Origin of the sequence: Cysteiniphilum marinum (genome assembly GCF_014857925.1) — a bacterium.
GTDB classification, from domain to species: domain Bacteria; phylum Pseudomonadota; class Gammaproteobacteria; order Francisellales; family Francisellaceae; genus Caedibacter; species Caedibacter marinus.
This window is the reverse complement of the sequence record NZ_JACYVZ010000004.1, coordinates 23945-40967: the sequence shown is the minus strand read 5'-3', so window position 1 is coordinate 40967 and position 17023 is coordinate 23945. Positions and strand designations below refer to the sequence as shown.

Sequence of the window (17023 nt, the reverse complement as noted above, 5' to 3'; positions counted from 1 at the left end):
ATAGTTTGCCTTACAACATCTTCTTAACAATATTATCCTTAGCAATATACTTATGATAAAGCGCTGCTAAGATGTGCAGTATGACAAGTGCTAGTAGGATATAGGCAAACCAAGGATGCCAGCTGAAAATCTCACTACCAAGCTCTGGGTTTTGCGGCAATAAGATAGGCACATTAAACCAATAGAAAAATTGCCATTGACTTTGAAATAACTGTGAGGCGATAAGTCCCGTCATTGACATACAAAATACACAAAGATAAAGACCGAAGTGGACAATCTTGGCAAGGAAAATGTGTAAGGATGACATCGCTTTAGGGTAAGGGATTTTCTTTGATAATAAGCGGGTGATGATTAGCAGAATCACCGCAACAGCTAACGACAAACCGATTGATTTGTGTATTGTCATAAAAAATGCACCATTAAACTGGGCAAATAAATCATCAAAGAAAAAACCAATTAAGAGTTGCAAGATGACACCAATCGCAATGACTAAGTGAAGCAGTCGAATAAGAAAATTGTACTTCATTGTTTCTGATCCTTATCAAGTGAGTTTTCCAAATTATATTGCTCTATACCCGTCACAAACCGCTTTACAGAATTTCTTGCTTTGTATTCTGCGCGCTTTTACCAAGTTTGATTTTGATAATAGTCCTAGCTATTACCTGCAATCCAACTTGCCAAAATCTTCACAGGCTACTTTACAAATAAACACCGCAAAATGATTTACGATGGGTATAGTATAAACAAAAAAACATAAATCACCATCAACTGCTAGGCGATGCTCGAAATAGTTTCTATACTTAGCACTATCATTGGTAAAGAAGGACTAAGCTGCAATGAAAAAATTATTTGGTTCATTAAATAAAAAAGCAGACAAAACACACGATCAAGCATCTGATGTAGAGCTAGAAAATGACGAGTTTGATTCTGAAGTATCAAACCAACAAAAAGGTAAAACGCCGCTAACAAAACAGCAGAAGCTTATTATTTTAGGTGGTGTGGGTGTGGCGTGTGTGCTGGTATTTCAATTGTTTATTATCACTAATCAAAAAGAAATCCAAGCGCATCAAAAGGTATTGCAATCGCATATTGAGGATCAGGCAGGTGCCATTAGAAATACGCTGTCAAATATCATTCACGCCGAGGCTGAGCAGGTGAGAAAGTCTGCAGATGCCAAAATTGCTGAGTTAAAACAAATGATTTTAAACAGTAATACTCAGGCAGTAACGCAGTTACAGCAAATGCAAATGAAACTAGATGAAGTGCAAAAACAGACCAAAAGCTTAGATAAAGTCAGCGATGATTTGGCAAAACAGTTCTCAGCCAAGCTTGCGCAAATAGCAGCAAGTAGCGCATCAAATGATAAGGGTCAAGCTATGCAGTCAATCATAACTACGCCAACAACGGCGGATAAAGTAGCGACAAGCTATAAGATTTACTCTGCTAATAGTTATGGTCTTGTACTGCAATCCACTAATGGCACCTTCACGATTGCTAATATTGGCAAGATGTTGCCAGGCTTGGGCGAGATTACATCAATAACTGCTAATGAAGTGATTGCCGGAGATTATAAGATTATTAGTGACCCGCAAGGATTTAAGCTTGATGAGTCTGCTGCAATTTCAGCGTATCAATAGCATGGAGAAAAATGTGCAGCAACAGACGATTAATCATCATATTGAAATTCAAGGCATTGGCTTACACTCAGGTGTTAATGTCAATATGCGTTTATTACCGGCAGCGGTTGATCAAGGGATTGTTTTTCGGCGCACGGATTTACCCCAAATGCATGATATTAAGATTACGCCATTTAATATTACTGAAGCAGTGATGTGCACATTGCTGGTCTCGCCAAATGATAAAACGATAACGATATCTACGATTGAACATCTCATGTCAGCGCTTTGTATGTTTGAGGTTGACAATGTAATCGTTGAAATTGATGCGCCGGAATTGCCAGTCATGGATGGCAGTAGTATCGCCTTTGTTGAGGCTTTGCAAAAAGTAGGCGTTAAAGCGCAGGATAAAAAGCGTCAAATGATTAAAGTGTTAAAGACAATACGGGTCACTGATGAAGATAAGTTTGCAGAAATTTCCCCGAGTGATGAGACGCGTTATCGCTTTGAAATCAAGTGGGATCATCCAGTGATTGCCGCTACTCCCTTAGTTGTCGAGTTTTCAGGTAATCAACAGGAGTATATAGCGCAAGTTGCCAAGGCACGCACGTTTGGTTTTGTTGAGCAACTGGAATACTTGCATGCAAACAATCTTGCAAAAGGTGCCTCACTTGACAATGCCGTTGGTGTTACTAACGAGGGTGTTGCAAACCCTGAAGGCTTAAGATATCCCGATGAATTTGTAAAACATAAACTGCTAGATGCCATTGGTGATTTTTATGTCGGTGGTGCCATATTAGGATATTTTAATTGTTATAAATCAGGACATACGCTCAATAATAAACTCTTAAGGGCTTTATTTGCAGATAAGAGTGCATGGAAGTTGTGTTAATATGACGAATGCCTGATAATTGACAGCAGCTAATAAACGTCTAATTTTGTGTTAGATAAAACTGTTAAAGTAAATCATGGTAAACGTAATGGATATAAGCTCGGTTACATTGAATAATCTCTATGTTTTTAAAGCGGTTATTGAAGTCGGTTCAGTATCCGAAGCTGCTAAGCTTTTAAATAAGAATCAATCAACGGTAAGTGCTGCATTGAGGTTGATTAGAAAGACATTTGGTGATGATGTGATGCAGATTCAGGACGGACGCTGTGTGGCAACTGCCAAGGGTCTGCAATTATGTAGCTATATTGGTCATATTGTCGGGCTAGCAAAACACAGTAGTGTAGAGGCAGAGAAAAAGTGCTACAAAGTACTGACCAGTGATTTTTTTGCACTGTTGTATATGCCTGAGTTTATTGAAACCTGCAAAGTCCATGATATTGAAATCGAAATGGAAGTACTGAAGCTTAAAGACTTAAATAAAGCACAATGTGATGTGAGTCAGTTTGATTTATTTATTGGCATGGAAGACCGTGTGTTGAGCATTCCAACGCAACCATTGATGGAAACACAGTCTGTTGTGATCACAAGTCAACAAAGTGATTTTGATAAAATGACTTTGGTTGATTATCTGCAGGCGAAACATATCACCATGCACGATAAAGAAACCCCCTATATTCGCCAAACTATCGGACATCATCCGCGCAGTAAGGTGGTGCTGTCTAACAGTATTTTGACATCGATGAGTTTATTAAGCAGTATGCCCAATACGGTGATGTCTACCGAGCATCATTTATATGAGTATTATCGTGATATTTTTAAGGTAAAACGTGTCAACTTTGATTTTGCCTTTGAGAAAAAACTGGTGTTTTATAGTTGGCGCAAAACTGTGCATAGTGAAGAGCTAGCAAGGTTTTTTATGCAATGGTGGGAAGATAAGATGGCGCTGGGTGATACGGCAATAAACAGTGAAAGCTTAACGAAATAAGCTTGCTCCAACTAAAGTAATTACAGCGACAATCAATAATATAATTGCGCTAATAATTTTGATACCTGCAGCACGTGATGCATTACGCCATTCACCGTGTTTAAGTCCCCAGAAATTTGACATTAAAATAATAAATGTCATAAACAATGGCCAAGCAATAATCGGACCCAAAGCGCCTAGGATTTGTGAGGCTTTGGCATAACAAACCGTTGATTCAAAAAACATCACTGCCATGGCAATAATTAACAGTTGGTCTTTTAAGGTCATTTTTTGTGTGGAAACGGCTTTGGTTTGATGTTTGGTCTTAGCGTTTAACATCGCAAAGTAGATAACATAAGGTATAAAACCACCAACAAATACAAAAAACCATGGCAATATCGCAAGAATAAAGGGGGTACTCACTTCATTTGTCAGTGCGGCATATGCACTTAATGCATAGGCATAGCTAGCCCCTTGAAGTGCAGAGCTTATTCCTGCAAAAATTGTAATTAAAATGGCAAATAATGCTACCTTAGTTGCTTTGTTGGTCGTGCTAGTTAAGGCTTCTTTCTCACGTTGTTGTGCGGCAAGTCCTGCCAATAATACGCCAACTAATAAGAAAACAACCGCTATGATTACTAAACTGACAAATCCCGTGCTTAGCTGCTGTTGTGGGAAGAATATCAGCGGGATAAGTGTGCCACCTGCCGTACCGATACCAATATTGATAACAAAAGCAACACCGATACCAATATGTTTAAGTGCAACACTTAAACAGACCATGCCAATACCCCAGATCAAACCGGCAATCAGTGGAATAGCAATTGCCATGGTAGGCACTTGTAGTAGCAAGCCAAAAAACGCCGGATCGACTATCAAGAAGGTCAAAAGGGGGATAATAATAAATCCCCAGAAAGCAAAATTAAGCCACATTTTGACTGGATTGATTTGTATATGTTTTGTTGGGGTGGCAAAGCTGCCGTTTAAAATGCCCGCTAAAATCGAGAAAAATAAAGCGCTAATAATCGTCATTATAGTAGATGATAATCAAAAGTTTTTCTTAATGCATCTTGCATTGACACTTTAGGCGTCCAATTAAGGTGTGTCTTGGCATTCTCAATCGATGGTACACGGCGATCGACATCTTGATAGCCTTCACCGTAATAGTCTCCTGCGGTTGTCGCAATGATTTTAGTATTCTCAGCACGTGCTTTGTATTCAGGATAACGCTTCATCGCATCAACGGTTAACTCCGCGAGCTCTTTAATTGAATATTCATTATCCGGGTTGCCAATATTAAAAATACGGCGATGTGCTTCGTTGTCGCGTTTTTTAACGATTTCAATCAAAGCATCGATGCCATCATCGATATAGGTAAAACAGCGACGTTGTGTACCGCCATCAACTAGTTGTAAATCTTTACCATCGATAATATTTGAGACAAATTGCGCTAATACGCGGGCGCTGCCTTTTTTAGACGATTTGATTTCATCCTGCTTGGGACCAATCCAGTTAAATGGTCTAAATAATGTGTAATTAAGCCCTTCTTGCATGCCATAGGCGTGAATGACGCGATCAAGTAGCTGTTTAGAACAAGAGTAAATCCAACGCGGTTTATTGATAGGTCCTGTTACCAAGGCGCTGGTTTCTTCATTAAATGGAATGTCTTTGCTCATGCCATAAACTTCTGATGTCGATGGGAAAATAAGGTGTTTTTTATGCTTAACACATAGCTTCACAATATCAACATTTGATTCATAGTCGAGCTTATAAACAAATAATGGATCAGAGACATAAAGCGCGGGGTTGGCAACAGCAACTAGCGGGAAAATAACGTCACATTTTTGGATATGTTCTTCAACCCATGCCATATTTTCAAGTACATTATCTTTAACAAAGTGTAAGCGTGGATGATCCAAAAATTCAGTGATTTTATGATCGGAAAGATCCATGCCATAGATTTCCCAATCGGTATCTCTTAAGATTTTTTCAACCATACTGCTGCCAATAAAGCCATTGACGCCTAAAACTAATAATTTAACGGACATATTGTTACCTTTTTTATTCACTTTCTTTTGTGTTTTCAGTTTTTTCATTTTGTTCAGTTTTTTTAGCGTGCGACTTATCTTTTGATTCAGTCGTTGTTATATAGTCTTTAATAATAAATCGTGGTCGCTTGCGTACTTCTTCATAAATCCGCCCGATATATTCACCAACGATACCAAGTCCCATTAACAGCATGCCAATGAGGAAATACATGATCGCAAAAAGCGTAAATACGCCATCTGCATCAGGACCAAAGGCAAGACGCTTTACAATCAGATAAATAAACAACAAGATACTCAAAAATGACACGATTAAACCAGTCATCGTAAAGAACTCAAGAGGTGCCTTTGAGAAGTTGGCAAAGAAGTCAAAATTATAACGAATCAACTTATATAAATTATAGCTTGAAGTCCCTTCTTCACGCGCGGCATGGCGCACACCAACATCGGTTGGATTTGATGAGAAGCTATGCGCTAGCGCGGGTAAAAAGGTTGAGTTCTCACCGGTAGCAACAACGCGATCAATCACTTCACGTGTATAGGCTCTAAGCATACAACCCTCATCAACCATATCAATACCGGTTAATTTCAAACGCAATGAATTATGCAGTTTGGAAACAAATAAACGCCATTTTTTGTCTTGGCGATCCATGCGGTAGCCACCAACGACATCGTGACCTTGCTCGATTTTTTCTAACAATAGCGGGATATCTTCTGGGTAGTTTTGCAGATCAGCATCCATCGTTACGATAACATCACCATCAACATGCTCAAAGCCTGCCATAATCGCCATATGCTGCCCAAAGTTACGATTAAAGTTAATTACCTTAACTTCATTTGGACGCTTGTCATGCATCTGGCGCAATAGCTCAATTGATTTATCTTTACTGCCATCATTGGTAAAAATGACTTCATAGGGTTTGTTAATGGCGTCAAGTGCCGGGAAAAGGCGTGAAAAAAGTGTAGGCAATACTTCTTCTTCATTGTATATCGGAATTACCACACTTAAATAAGGCTTAGTCATATTAGCTCCTTAAGCTCTTAATATTTTGTTAAGTGCGTTAAGCACATCATCTTGTTCAGCAAAGGTCATATCTGGGAAAAGAGGCAAGCTAATCACATTAGCACCAATCTCCTCAGCATTGGGGAAATCATCTTTTTTAAAGCCATATTTGTTAGCGTAATAAGGGTATAAATGTGCCGCTTCATAATGCACACTGCAACCAATATTATGTTGTTTTAGCTGAGTCATCAGCTCATCACGCGTGATTTTAGCAACCTGTGTATTTAGTGTTGGCGCAAACAAATGCCAGGCATGCTTGTGCTCAAACTGTGGTGCTTTTGGCAGGATGAGTGCGTCAAAGTTTGCAAGCTTTTCATAATAGCGCTTTGCTAGTTGCGTGCGCTTTTCGATGAAACCGTCTAAAGCAGGCAGCTGGTGTATCCCAAGTGCTGCTTGCAAATCCATCATATTATATTTAAAACCAGGTGAAACGATCTGGTAGTGTGCACTACCTTCTTTACCAAAACGATTCCACGCTTCACGATCCATACCATGAAAACGTGTCAAAGAAATATGCTTAGCAATTGCATCATCACGTGTCACGACACATCCGCCTTCACCAGTGGTCATATTTTTATTCGGATGAAAGCTAAAGACTTGCATATCGCCAAACGTGCCTAGCTTTTTACCTTTATACTCAGCACCAATCGAGTGCGCTGCATCTTCAATCACAGTGAGATTGTATTTTTGAGCTAATGCATAAATAGGATCCAGATCCACGGGTAATCCGGCAAAATGCACAGGCATAATGACTTTTGTGTTAGGTGTGATTGCTGCTTCAATTTTTTTAACATCGATATTATAAGTATCACGTTCAACATCAACAAGCTTAACCTTGGCACCAACGATTTCAATGACATTTAAAGTGGCTGCAAAGGTCATTGGTGTCGTAATCACTTCATCTTCGGGCTTTAAATTAAGTGCCAATAAGGCCAAATGCAATCCGGCAGTTGCAGAATTTAAGCATAATGCATGTGGTGCACTATGATATTCCTGAAGCATGCTTTCAAACTTCTTAAGCTTTGGCCCCGTTGTTAACCAACCAGAACGCAAGCTATCAACGACGTCGGCAATTGCCTCTTCTGAAATGCTTGGTTTGGCAAAAGGTAAAAATGTATCTCTCATTTATTTGTCTCTATTACTGATTGATGTTGATTTATGGTTTTGCAACCAAATAAACGCCTAAAATAATCACGAAAATTCCGGCAACACGTGTTGCTGTCAGGGTCTCACCTAATAAAAAATAACCGGCAATCGCGGTGACAATGTAACCGATAGATACCATTGGGTAGGCTAAGCCAACAGGCACGCGTGACAACACCATTAGCCACACGACAACGCTGATGACGTAACACATAAGCCCTAGAATGACGAAATAATTCGTTGCAACTTTCCAGCCAATTGGCCATATATTGGCAAGTGTGAAACTAAACTCTCCAATGCGATCCATGCCAAACTTTAAAAACAGTTGTGCTGAGGCGTTTAATAGCACACCAAACAACAATAGACTCCATACAACAACGGTCATTTTTTAATTACCCTCTTATGACTTAAATAAAAAATTAAGTCCAAACCACATTCAATAGGCTAGCATTGTAATGGCTTTAAGAGTTAAAGACAAACACATCGCATTAAGAAACACAGAAACTAATCATGAGTATTATTTATATCTCAATGTTTGATAGCATTTTCTGCAAATAGTGCTGGTCAGTTTTATCAAAAGCATCCTCGTCATCTGAATCTATGTCTAATACGGCAATGAGTTCGTCGTTAACAACCCAAGGCACGACAATTTCTGATATGGTACTGCTCGAGCACGCAATATGATAAGGCAGTAAATTACTGCTGAATATAATTAACTAAGCTTTCAACTTCATCATGCTTTTGATGATAGCGTGAGCTTGCCCATTTACTTAAGTCACCAATTGATAAAAGTCCTAAAAAAGTATTATTGTCATCATAGATGGGTAGGTGGCGAATACGTTTTTTAGTCATGAGTTGTAAGGCTTCTTGTGCGGTTTGATTGTGGTTCATCGAAATAATCTGCTCGCTCATAATATCAGCGACAAGATGTTTTTTTAAGTCTTGATTGCGTGCAGAGACTTTGAATAAAAAATCACGTTCAGTGATAATCCCATGAAATTCATCGTTATCGATAACAAGTAGTGAACCGACTTTATGTTCAGCCATTTTTTGTGCCGCCTCAAATAGACTGCTATTGGCACTAATGCTAAAAACGCGTTTTTCTTTATTGACGATTTCTTTGAGTTTGCTATGCATGAGGTTGCTCCTTATGGTTGAGTCAGAACATCGTGTTCTTTCATGTTCTAGAGTATAGCCTAACCTTTGCAAGATAATTGTAAAGGGCAAATTATTGCAAGGGATGGAAAAAATAAATTTTTATTGTTGCGATTCGCAGGTGATGATGATAGCTTGTGTTTATTGTCATTGAAAAAGCTCAAGGAGGCTTGTGATGTTAAGATTAGTCAAAAAACACATACTGCTTCCACTTTCTTTTTCCCTTGAAGTACCTCTACGACTGCCTCGCTGGTAGGCAGCTATTTAATTCCCCTTTTGTATTTTACAGTTATATTTTATTATCACATTTAAGCAAACTAAGTAAATCACGTATCATTTTTTGGAGGATAACGTAAGTGAGTGAGCAGGGTTATATTTGGCAAAACGGTCAATTTATCGAGAAAGAAAAAGCAGTTGTGAGTGTAATGACCCATGCATTACATTATGGTACAGCAGTATTTGAAGGAATCCGCGCGTATAAAACACCCAAGGGCACTGCGATTCTAAAGCTAAAGGAGCATATGCAGCGTTTTGATTATTCAATGCGTGCTTTGGGTATGAACCCGCCCTTTGGTGTTGAGCAAATGTGTCAAGGGGTCATTGATACCGTTAAAAAAAGTGGGCTTGAGTCTTGCTATATTCGGCCGCTGGCTTTTTATGGTGATAATCAAAGTGTTGGTGTATTGCCAAAGTCGGATCATCCGATTGAGGTCATTATTTGGTGCCTACCAATGGGGCGTTATTTGGCAGCTGAAAGTGTCGATGTGATGGTCAGTAAATATATTCGTATCCACCCGCAATCAACCATATGTGACGCCAAAATATCAGGTCATTATGTCAATAGTATGCTTGCCAGTATGCAGATTCGTGGCACGCACTATCATGAGTCTTTGCTATTGGATGCTGATGGCAATGTTGCTGAAGGGGCAGCGCAAAATATCTTTTATGTTAAGAACAATGAGATCTTTACAACACCATTGGGTACGATCTTAGATGGCATTACACGCCGAATGATTATTCAAATCGCCAAGGAACAGGGCTATACGGTGCATGAGCAGTATTTCAAAGTGGAAGATATTATCGATGCTGATGAGGCGTTTTTCAGTGGCACGGCTGCTGAAATTACACCGATTCGGAGTATTGATGATCAGAAAATTGCCGGTCACGGTGAAATTGGGCGTGTTACTAAACATATTAAGCAGTGCTTTAGCGAAATCACTCAAGGCATTAAAGCATCTGAGGCCTTAACCTACGTGTAGGGGCGTATGGCATACGCCGACAAGCATAATTATTTTGAGGAAGGAGAGTTAACGATGAGTACACAAACTAAGCAGTCTAATAAGCAGCGTGTTTATATTTTTGATACCACATTGCGTGATGGTCAGCAATCGCCCGGTGCGGGCATGAATTTTGAAGATAATATTGCTTATGCTGATTATGCACATGCACTTAATATCGATGTCTTAGAAGCAGGTTTTCCTTCGGCAAGCCAACTGGATTTCCAAATTGTGCATACAATTTCTGAGCGTATGGCAAATCGACAATCCAATATGATCATTGCGGGGCTTTGCCAGCTCAGAGAGGCACAAGTTTTAAAGACGATGGAGGCATTAAAGCCGTCACTTGCTATTGGTAAAGCACGTATTCATGTTTATTTGCCCGTTGATCCTAACTTAGCGCAAGCAAGTCTAGGAGATAAAAATGATGCGCAAAAACACATTGATGAAGTCTATCGTTTGATTAAGATTGCAACGGATCAAGGTTATGAGGTCGAGTTTAGTGCTGAAGGTTATTCGCGTTTAGCAGATGGTTTTGACTATGTTACCGAAGTGTTTAAATCAGCGGTGAAAGCAGGAGCTGCAGTAATTAACTGTCCTGACACAATAGGTGGGGCGTGCGAGCGTGAAGGAGATGAGTATTTTGTGAAAAACATGACAAAGCACGCGAGTATTATCAAAGAAGCTTTCCCTGATAAAGATATTATTTGGTCGGCACATTGCCATAATGATTTTGGCTTGGCATTGGAGAACTCAATGAATGCGGTTTTTGATGGTCCAGCACGTCAAGTTGAAGCATGTATTAATGGTGTAGGTGAGCGCGCGGGTAATGCGGCATTAGAGCAATGCGTGATGTTTATCGATGCTTTTGGTAAGCAAGAAGATGCTCATTACTACACTAATATCAATATCAATGGCTTAAAAGAAGTCTCAGATTTTATTGCCCAAAAGATGCTCCCTAAGCAGCCACATTCTCCGATTGTGGGTTTAAATGCAACACGACATACTTCAGGAGGGCATACCAATGCAATCTTGAATAATCCATTGGCTTATCAGCCATTTGATCCAAAATCCATCGGCAGTGAAATCTCTTTTGTTTTTGGTCCGTTATCCGGTGGTAATCATGCTAAGAAGATTATCGAAGATTTTGGTTATGTCTGTGAAGAACATGAAAAAGCAAAAATAGCGCAACAGATCAAAGATATTTATCATGAGCGTCGCAAAGGCGTAACTGATCTTGAATTATTGAGTGCCTATAAGAAAATCCGTGCACCGATTAAGGCGAGTAAAATTGCATATGGCAAATCAGAGGACAGCAGCTCAGTGACAATTACTGGGCAATTCTTTGGTCAAGAAAATCTAAAAGTTGAGCTAGCCGGTGAAAACTCCGCACTTGCCGCGTTACTTAGTGCAACGGATAAATACATGCCGGGCATTGAGGTTAAAGATTATTATGCAAAATCCCTAACAGAAGCAGGGGTGCGTTCAAGCTCAGAGGCGACTATTATTGTTAGCGCACCAAATCATAATGCCTATAAAGGTATTGCTAAAGATCATGATATTGAGATCTCAGCACTCAAAGCATTTATCGAAGCAGTGAATCAAATGTATGTAGATGCTAACTATAGAGCGAAGAGTACATCGATACAAAACAATCAACAAGAGGTGCCCCATGGCTAAAAATATTATTGATAAAATCTGGGATCAGCATGTCGTTGAGTCAAAAAAAGGCTTTCCAGATATTTTTTATATCGATCGAATGTTGATGCATGAGGTTACCTCAGCGCAAGCATTTGATAAGTTACGTGAATTAAATATACCCGTGCGTAACCCGCAATCCATTGTGGCGACCTTGGATCACAGTATTTCTACCTCACCGATTGATCGCACACAGATGAATGATCCCATTGCCAAGGCGCAAGTAGAAACGTTACGTAAAAATGCCAAAGAGTTTGGTGTTGAGCTATATGATTTTGACAGTCAATATCAAGGCATTGTTCATGTCATTGGGCCTGAACTTGGCTTTACTTGGCCGGGAAGTACGATTGTCTGTGGTGATTCACATACTTCAACGCATGGTGCCTTTGGCGCATTAGCGTTTGGCGTTGGCACTTCCGAAGTCGGACATGTCATGGCGACAAATTGCATTTTGCAATATCGTCCGAGAACGATGAAAGTGCACTTCAAAGGTAAGCCATCAAGTTATGCAACAGCAAAAGATATTGTGATGAAATTAATAGCTGAAATTGGCATAGGTGGTGCTACTGGATTTGTGATTGAGTATAGCGGTGATGCGATAAAAGCATTATCGATGGAAGCACGAATGACTTTGTGTAATATGTCGATTGAATGTGGTGCCAGAGCCGGATTAATCGCGCCAGATGAGACAACCTTTGATTATCTTAAAGGGCGCAAATACGCACCTGATGCTGAGCATTGGGAAAATGCCGTGAATAAATGGCGCACCTTAACAAGTGATGACAATGCCAATTATGATAAGGTGATTGAAATTGATATTGAGGGCTTGCAGCCAATGGTGACGTGGGGGATCAATCCACAACATGCCGTGGCAATTAATGAATCCATTCCAGACTTAGACAGTATTCCGAAGCATCAGCAAAAATTAGCTAAAGAAGCTTATCGCTATACCGGATTTAGTGAAAACGAAGCTATTTTGGGTAAAGCGATTCAATGGGCGTTTGTTGGTAGTTGCACCAATGGGCGCATCGAAGATATGCGTGCTGCGGCTGATGTGTTAAAAGGGCATAAGATTGCACAAGGGGTAACGATGTATATCGTGCCAGGCTCTGAGAAAGTCCGCGCGCAAGCGATTGCTGAAGGACTGGATAAGATATTTATCGAGGCAGGTGCAGATTTTAGAATGCCAGGATGCTCCATGTGTCTGGCGATGAACGATGATAAAGTACCAGCAGGACAACGCTGTATCAGTACCTCAAATCGCAATTTCATCGGTCGTCAAGGCACGGGTAGCATTACCCATTTGGCCTCACCGCAAACGGTAGCCGCAAGTGCGATTAAAGGGGTGATTTGTAGTGTGGCACAGTTAGAACAAGAAGGAGTATTGGCATGAAAGCATTTCAAACGCTAACAAGTAAAGCGATCCCGATGTGGTTAAGTGATGTTGATACCGATATGATTATTCCGGCACAATACTTAACACAAACTACGATAGCCGGTTATGGCGAGCATCTTTTTACCCGTCTAAAATCAGCAGATCCTGAGTTTGTATTTAATCAAACACGATTTAAAGGTGCGCGAATCCTGATCAGTGGTAATAACTTTGGTTGTGGATCCTCGAGAGAACATGCTGTATGGGCATTGCAACAAGCGGGTGTCGATGTGATTTTAGCACCTTCTTTTTCGGATATCTTTTTCAATAACTCGGCTAAAAACGGTTTGTTATTGATTGCTTTAGATGGTGAGCTATTAGAGAAATGGTGTGAAAAGGCACAAAGTGAAGATCTTGACATAACCGTTGATTTAGCGACACAAACCATTACCGTAGATGGGGTATCTTATCACTTTGACTATGATCCTTTCCGTAAAGAGTGTTTACTTCAGGGGCAAGATGATATGGGCTATTTATTGTCTAAAGATCAGGAGATTAGTCGGTTTGAAACGATGCTAAAATAGAGAATGAGATAATGAGGTTGCGGATAACGCCTTTTTGGCGTACATTTTGACGCGAATAACTGAAGGTGAAAAACTATGAGCAGAAACGTTAACGCTATCGATTTTCTTAATGAGCAACTTGAAACACCATTGACTTTTGGTACATTGATTAAAAATATTCGTTTAACTGAATATGAAAATATGACACAGCAAATGTTTGCTGATGAAGTACTTAAAATCAGTAAAACAAGGTTGTCAGACATAGAAAATGACAGAAAAGGGCTGACTATTGCTAAGGCGATTGAGTTTGCCAAAATGCTTGGGCAAAGCAAACGTTTTTTTGTCACTATTGCCATTCAAGATATGCTAAGGAAGAATAATCTAGATTATGCAATAAGCCTTAGTGATGGAAAATTATCAGCGATTTGATTATTTATGATTGAACTAAACAAAAAGTTACAAACTCTTGAAGAATCCTTGTGGCTTGAAAAAACAAGATTTGATTTGGCTTATATGGACAGTGTTTTAGATGCAACTTTTTTTGAGTATGGGCGTTCAGGACGTATTTATACACGTGAGGAAACCTTAGCACATTCTTATCAGGAAATTAAAGCGAAGCTTCCACTTGAAAACTTTCAAGTGCATGATATTGGCGAGAATATTAAGCAAGTGACCTATGTTAGTGAGGTTGGAAATGCAAAGCTTCGAGCGAATCGCAGCTCAATTTGGGTTAAAAAATCAAATGAATGGAAATTGATTTTTCACCAAGGAACTCCAGTGCAATAGTCCTTGTGGGAAGTGGGTGCGGAGTATTTTGGTGAACGGTTTTGAGAGATATTAAAGGCTTTGGTTATAAAATGTGTGTCAATTAAGATTAATTTTTACTTTCACTTTATTCCGGATAAGTTATACTTTGATGGACTGAATTCCGTGTTAGTGAGGTTTTTATGTATGAAAGAAAAATAAATTTATCTTTACCTCAGGAGCAAAGTGCCTTTTTATGGGGCGCAAGACAAACAGGCAAATCTACCTATTTAAAGCAAGCGTTCCCTGACTCGTACAAAATTGATCTTTTATTATCCGATGTTTATGAGCGTTATAAAAAGTACCCTGGAACGCTTCGTGAAGTGATTGCTGGGCTTCCGAAAGAGCAAAGAAGCTTGCCTGTTATTATTGATGAAGTACAAAAAGTGCCAGCTTTATTAGATGAGGTGCACTATCTAATAGAATCACAACAGATAGCCTTTATTCTCTGTGGTTCAAGTGCTCGCAAACTTAAACGAGGAGGAGCAAATTTGCTAGGTGGTAGAGCTTGGCGCTTTGAATGCTTTCCTTTGACAAGCGCTGAAATACCAGAATTTGATTTATTAAAAGCATTAAATCATGGGTTGTTGCCAAGAATTTATGATGCAGAGGCTATTCATGTCAAGCGATCTCTACGAGCATATGTGCAAGAGTATTTAAAAGAGGAAATTCAAGCGGAGGGACTGGTAAGAAACCTATCAGGATTTGCTAAGTTCTTGGATGCTGCTGCTTTTTGTAGTGGTGAATTGTTAAATTACACTAAGATTGCAGCTGATTGTGCAGTGGACCAAAAAACAGTAAAAGCATACTTTCAAATACTGTATGACACATTGATTGGTTACGAAATAAAGCCTTATAATAAAAAAGTTACGCGAGATATTTTGTCAAAAACGGTAAAGTTTTATTTGTTTGACACAGGTGTCTTTAATCAGTTGACTGGTCAATACTTGACTACGCTACAAGGAGATAGAGCAGGTAAAATATTTGAACATTTTATTTTAATGGAGTTAATTGCTTTTCGCGGCTATAACGAATTAGATTATCCAATAGAATATTGGCGAACTAAAACTGGACTTGAGGTGGACTTTGTCATAAATCATGCAGAAATAGCAGTAGAAATAAAGATCTCAAAACATGTGCGTAGTGCTGATATTAAGGGACTTAAAGCATTTAAAGATGAACACCCAAATTCCAAAGCTTATGTGGTAAGCTTGGATCAGGAAGTTAGAGCTTTACCAAGTGGAATTTTAATTCTGCCTTGGCAAGTATTCTTACAGCGGTTATGGAATGATGAATTATAGATAAGTAGAAGGTGCTTAAAAAATGAAGAAAACAATCGCAATTTTAGCAGGGGATGGTATCGGTTCTGAGGTAATGGCGTGTGCCATTGATGTACTAGATGCAGTTGCCAATAAATACAACCACGAATTTACGTATAAAGAAGCTTTGATTGGTGGTGCCGCCTTTGATGTTTATGCTGAGCATTGCCCGAAACAAACCATTGATATTTGCAAATCTGCAGATGCCATTTTATTTGGTTCAGTGGGGGGGGCGGTCGATGCGCAAAATGATCCTAAATGGCAGGGTTGTGAGGCAAAGAGCATTTTAGCCTTACGCAAAACGTTTGATTTTGGGGTGAACATTCGTCCGATTAAAATGTTTCCGGCATTAAAAGATAATAGCCCTATCAAGAATGAACGCATTGTCAATGGTGCTGATATTGAGATCTTTCGTGAGTTATCAGGAGATATTTACTTTGGTGAGCATAAGCGCTTTGTCAATAAAGAAGGTATACGCTGTGCTACGGATGTTGCCGAGTATGATGAGCAGACGATTCGACATATTGTTAGAGCTGCCTTTAAGCGCGCGGGTGAAAGGCGCAAGATCTTGAGCTCTATTGATAAAGCCAATGTATTAGATACCTCAAGACTTTGGCGTGATATCGCTAATGAAGAAGCAAAAAACTTCCCAGATGTGACCTTGAAGCATATGTATGTGGATAATGCAGCAATGCAGCTAGTGTTGAACCCTGCGCAATTTGATGTGATTGTAACGGGTAATTTATTTGGCGATATTTTATCGGATCTGGCATCGGTGTTGCCTGGCTCTTTAGGGCTTGTACCATCGATTAGCTTAAATAAAGAAGGCTTTGGCTTATATGAACCTGCAGGAGGTTCAGCCTTTGATATTATGGGTAGAGATATTGCTAATCCGATTGCGCAGATTCTATCAGCCGCTCTTATGTTATCTTATTCATTTGGTATGCATGAGGAGGCGATAGCGATCGATCAGGCAACTGACCAAGTCTTAGCTCAAGGCTTTAGAACCGCGGATATTGCGGGTGGTACTGCAAGTATAGGCAGTAAAGAAATCACGCAGAAGATTGTCAGAGCACTGACAGAATCAGCATTAACCTATTAAGCGAGTTGTG

The 17023-nt window shown here is 39.6% G+C and carries 18 protein-coding genes; 11 read left to right on the top strand and 7 right to left on the bottom strand.

The genetic code is table 11. The features are described from left to right. Positions 1 to 10: 10 nt before the first annotated feature. On the bottom strand, positions 11 to 526 hold the full coding sequence (locus IE867_RS03550; RefSeq protein WP_192483409.1) for a cytochrome b: 516 nt from the start codon (positions 524 to 526) through the stop codon (positions 11 to 13). Positions 527 to 836: 310 nt separating this feature from the next. On the opposite strand from IE867_RS03550, the gene IE867_RS03545 reads away from it, so the two are divergent. From IE867_RS03545 to IE867_RS03535, 3 genes are all read left to right on the top strand, one after another. Then, on the top strand, positions 837 to 1637 hold the full coding sequence (locus IE867_RS03545; protein WP_192483408.1) for a hypothetical protein: 801 nt from the start codon (positions 837 to 839) through the stop codon (positions 1635 to 1637). 1 nt (position 1638) lies between these two features. Continuing rightward, complete coding sequence (lpxC, locus tag IE867_RS03540; protein ID WP_192483506.1) at positions 1639 to 2508, top strand: UDP-3-O-acyl-N-acetylglucosamine deacetylase; 870 nt, start codon at positions 1639 to 1641, stop codon at positions 2506 to 2508. 88 nt (positions 2509 to 2596) lie between these two features. After that, entirely contained in the window at positions 2597 to 3493 is an 897-nt protein-coding gene (locus tag IE867_RS03535) for a LysR family transcriptional regulator (protein ID WP_192483407.1), read from the top strand. On the opposite strand, the gene IE867_RS03530 is transcribed toward IE867_RS03535, so the two are convergent. The 6 genes from IE867_RS03530 to IE867_RS03505 form a co-directional block, all read right to left on the bottom strand. Then, entirely contained in the window at positions 3482 to 4504 is a 1023-nt protein-coding gene (locus tag IE867_RS03530) for an L-rhamnose/proton symporter RhaT (RefSeq protein WP_192483406.1), read from the bottom strand. The two genes, IE867_RS03535 and IE867_RS03530, sit on opposite strands and share 12 nt — an antisense overlap. Further along, a complete protein-coding gene (locus tag IE867_RS03525; RefSeq protein ID WP_192483405.1) occupies positions 4504 to 5520 on the bottom strand; it encodes a bifunctional UDP-4-keto-pentose/UDP-xylose synthase in 1017 nt (338 codons plus the stop codon). The genes IE867_RS03530 and IE867_RS03525 overlap by 1 nt, the downstream gene beginning before the upstream one ends. Before the next feature lie 13 nt (positions 5521 to 5533). Then, positions 5534 to 6541, bottom strand: coding sequence for a glycosyltransferase (locus IE867_RS03520; protein ID WP_192483404.1), 1008 nt, complete (start codon positions 6539 to 6541; stop codon positions 5534 to 5536). A gap of 9 nt (positions 6542 to 6550) precedes the next feature. Further along, positions 6551 to 7705 carry a DegT/DnrJ/EryC1/StrS family aminotransferase gene (locus tag IE867_RS03515; RefSeq protein ID WP_192483403.1) on the bottom strand — a complete coding sequence of 385 codons (1155 nt, stop codon included), beginning with the start codon at positions 7703 to 7705 and terminating at the stop codon, positions 6551 to 6553. A 31-nt stretch (positions 7706 to 7736) separates the two neighbouring features. Continuing rightward, entirely contained in the window at positions 7737 to 8108 is a 372-nt protein-coding gene (locus IE867_RS03510; protein WP_117003242.1) for an EamA family transporter, read from the bottom strand. Positions 8109 to 8419: 311 nt separating this feature from the next. After that, positions 8420 to 8860, bottom strand: a complete 441-nt coding sequence (locus IE867_RS03505) for a CBS domain-containing protein (RefSeq protein ID WP_192483402.1) — start codon at positions 8858 to 8860, stop codon at positions 8420 to 8422. Positions 8861 to 9234: 374 nt separating this feature from the next. Between IE867_RS03505 and IE867_RS03500 the strand changes: the two genes are divergently transcribed. The 8 genes from IE867_RS03500 to leuB all read left to right on the top strand — a co-directional run bounded on the left by IE867_RS03500 (position 9235) and on the right by leuB (position 17013). Beyond that, positions 9235 to 10137, top strand: coding sequence for a branched-chain amino acid transaminase (locus IE867_RS03500; protein WP_192483401.1), 903 nt, complete (start codon positions 9235 to 9237; stop codon positions 10135 to 10137). 54 nt (positions 10138 to 10191) lie between these two features. Next, on the top strand, positions 10192 to 11835 hold the full coding sequence (locus tag IE867_RS03495) for a LeuA family protein (protein ID WP_192483400.1): 1644 nt from the start codon (positions 10192 to 10194) through the stop codon (positions 11833 to 11835). After that, positions 11828 to 13246 carry a 3-isopropylmalate dehydratase large subunit gene (gene leuC / locus IE867_RS03490; RefSeq protein ID WP_192483399.1) on the top strand — a complete coding sequence of 473 codons (1419 nt, stop codon included), beginning with the start codon at positions 11828 to 11830 and terminating at the stop codon, positions 13244 to 13246. Before IE867_RS03495 ends, leuC begins: the two co-directional genes overlap by 8 nt. Next, a complete protein-coding gene (gene leuD / locus IE867_RS03485; protein ID WP_192483398.1) occupies positions 13243 to 13809 on the top strand; it encodes a 3-isopropylmalate dehydratase small subunit in 567 nt (188 codons plus the stop codon). Before leuC ends, leuD begins: the two co-directional genes overlap by 4 nt. 75 nt (positions 13810 to 13884) lie before the next feature. Further along, positions 13885 to 14217: a helix-turn-helix domain-containing protein gene (locus IE867_RS03480; protein WP_117003231.1), complete on the top strand. Its 333-nt coding sequence runs from the start codon at positions 13885 to 13887 to the stop codon at positions 14215 to 14217. A gap of 6 nt (positions 14218 to 14223) precedes the next feature. Continuing rightward, positions 14224 to 14574, top strand: a complete 351-nt coding sequence (locus IE867_RS03475; RefSeq protein WP_192483397.1) for a nuclear transport factor 2 family protein — start codon at positions 14224 to 14226, stop codon at positions 14572 to 14574. 161 nt (positions 14575 to 14735) lie between these two features. Continuing rightward, positions 14736 to 15893 (top strand): ATP-binding protein, encoded by a 1158-nt coding sequence (locus IE867_RS03470; RefSeq protein ID WP_192483396.1) that lies wholly within the window; start codon positions 14736 to 14738, stop codon positions 15891 to 15893. Positions 15894 to 15915: 22 nt separating this feature from the next. Continuing rightward, entirely contained in the window at positions 15916 to 17013 is a 1098-nt protein-coding gene (leuB, locus tag IE867_RS03465; RefSeq protein ID WP_192483395.1) for a 3-isopropylmalate dehydrogenase, read from the top strand. Positions 17014 to 17023: the final 10 nt, after the last annotated feature.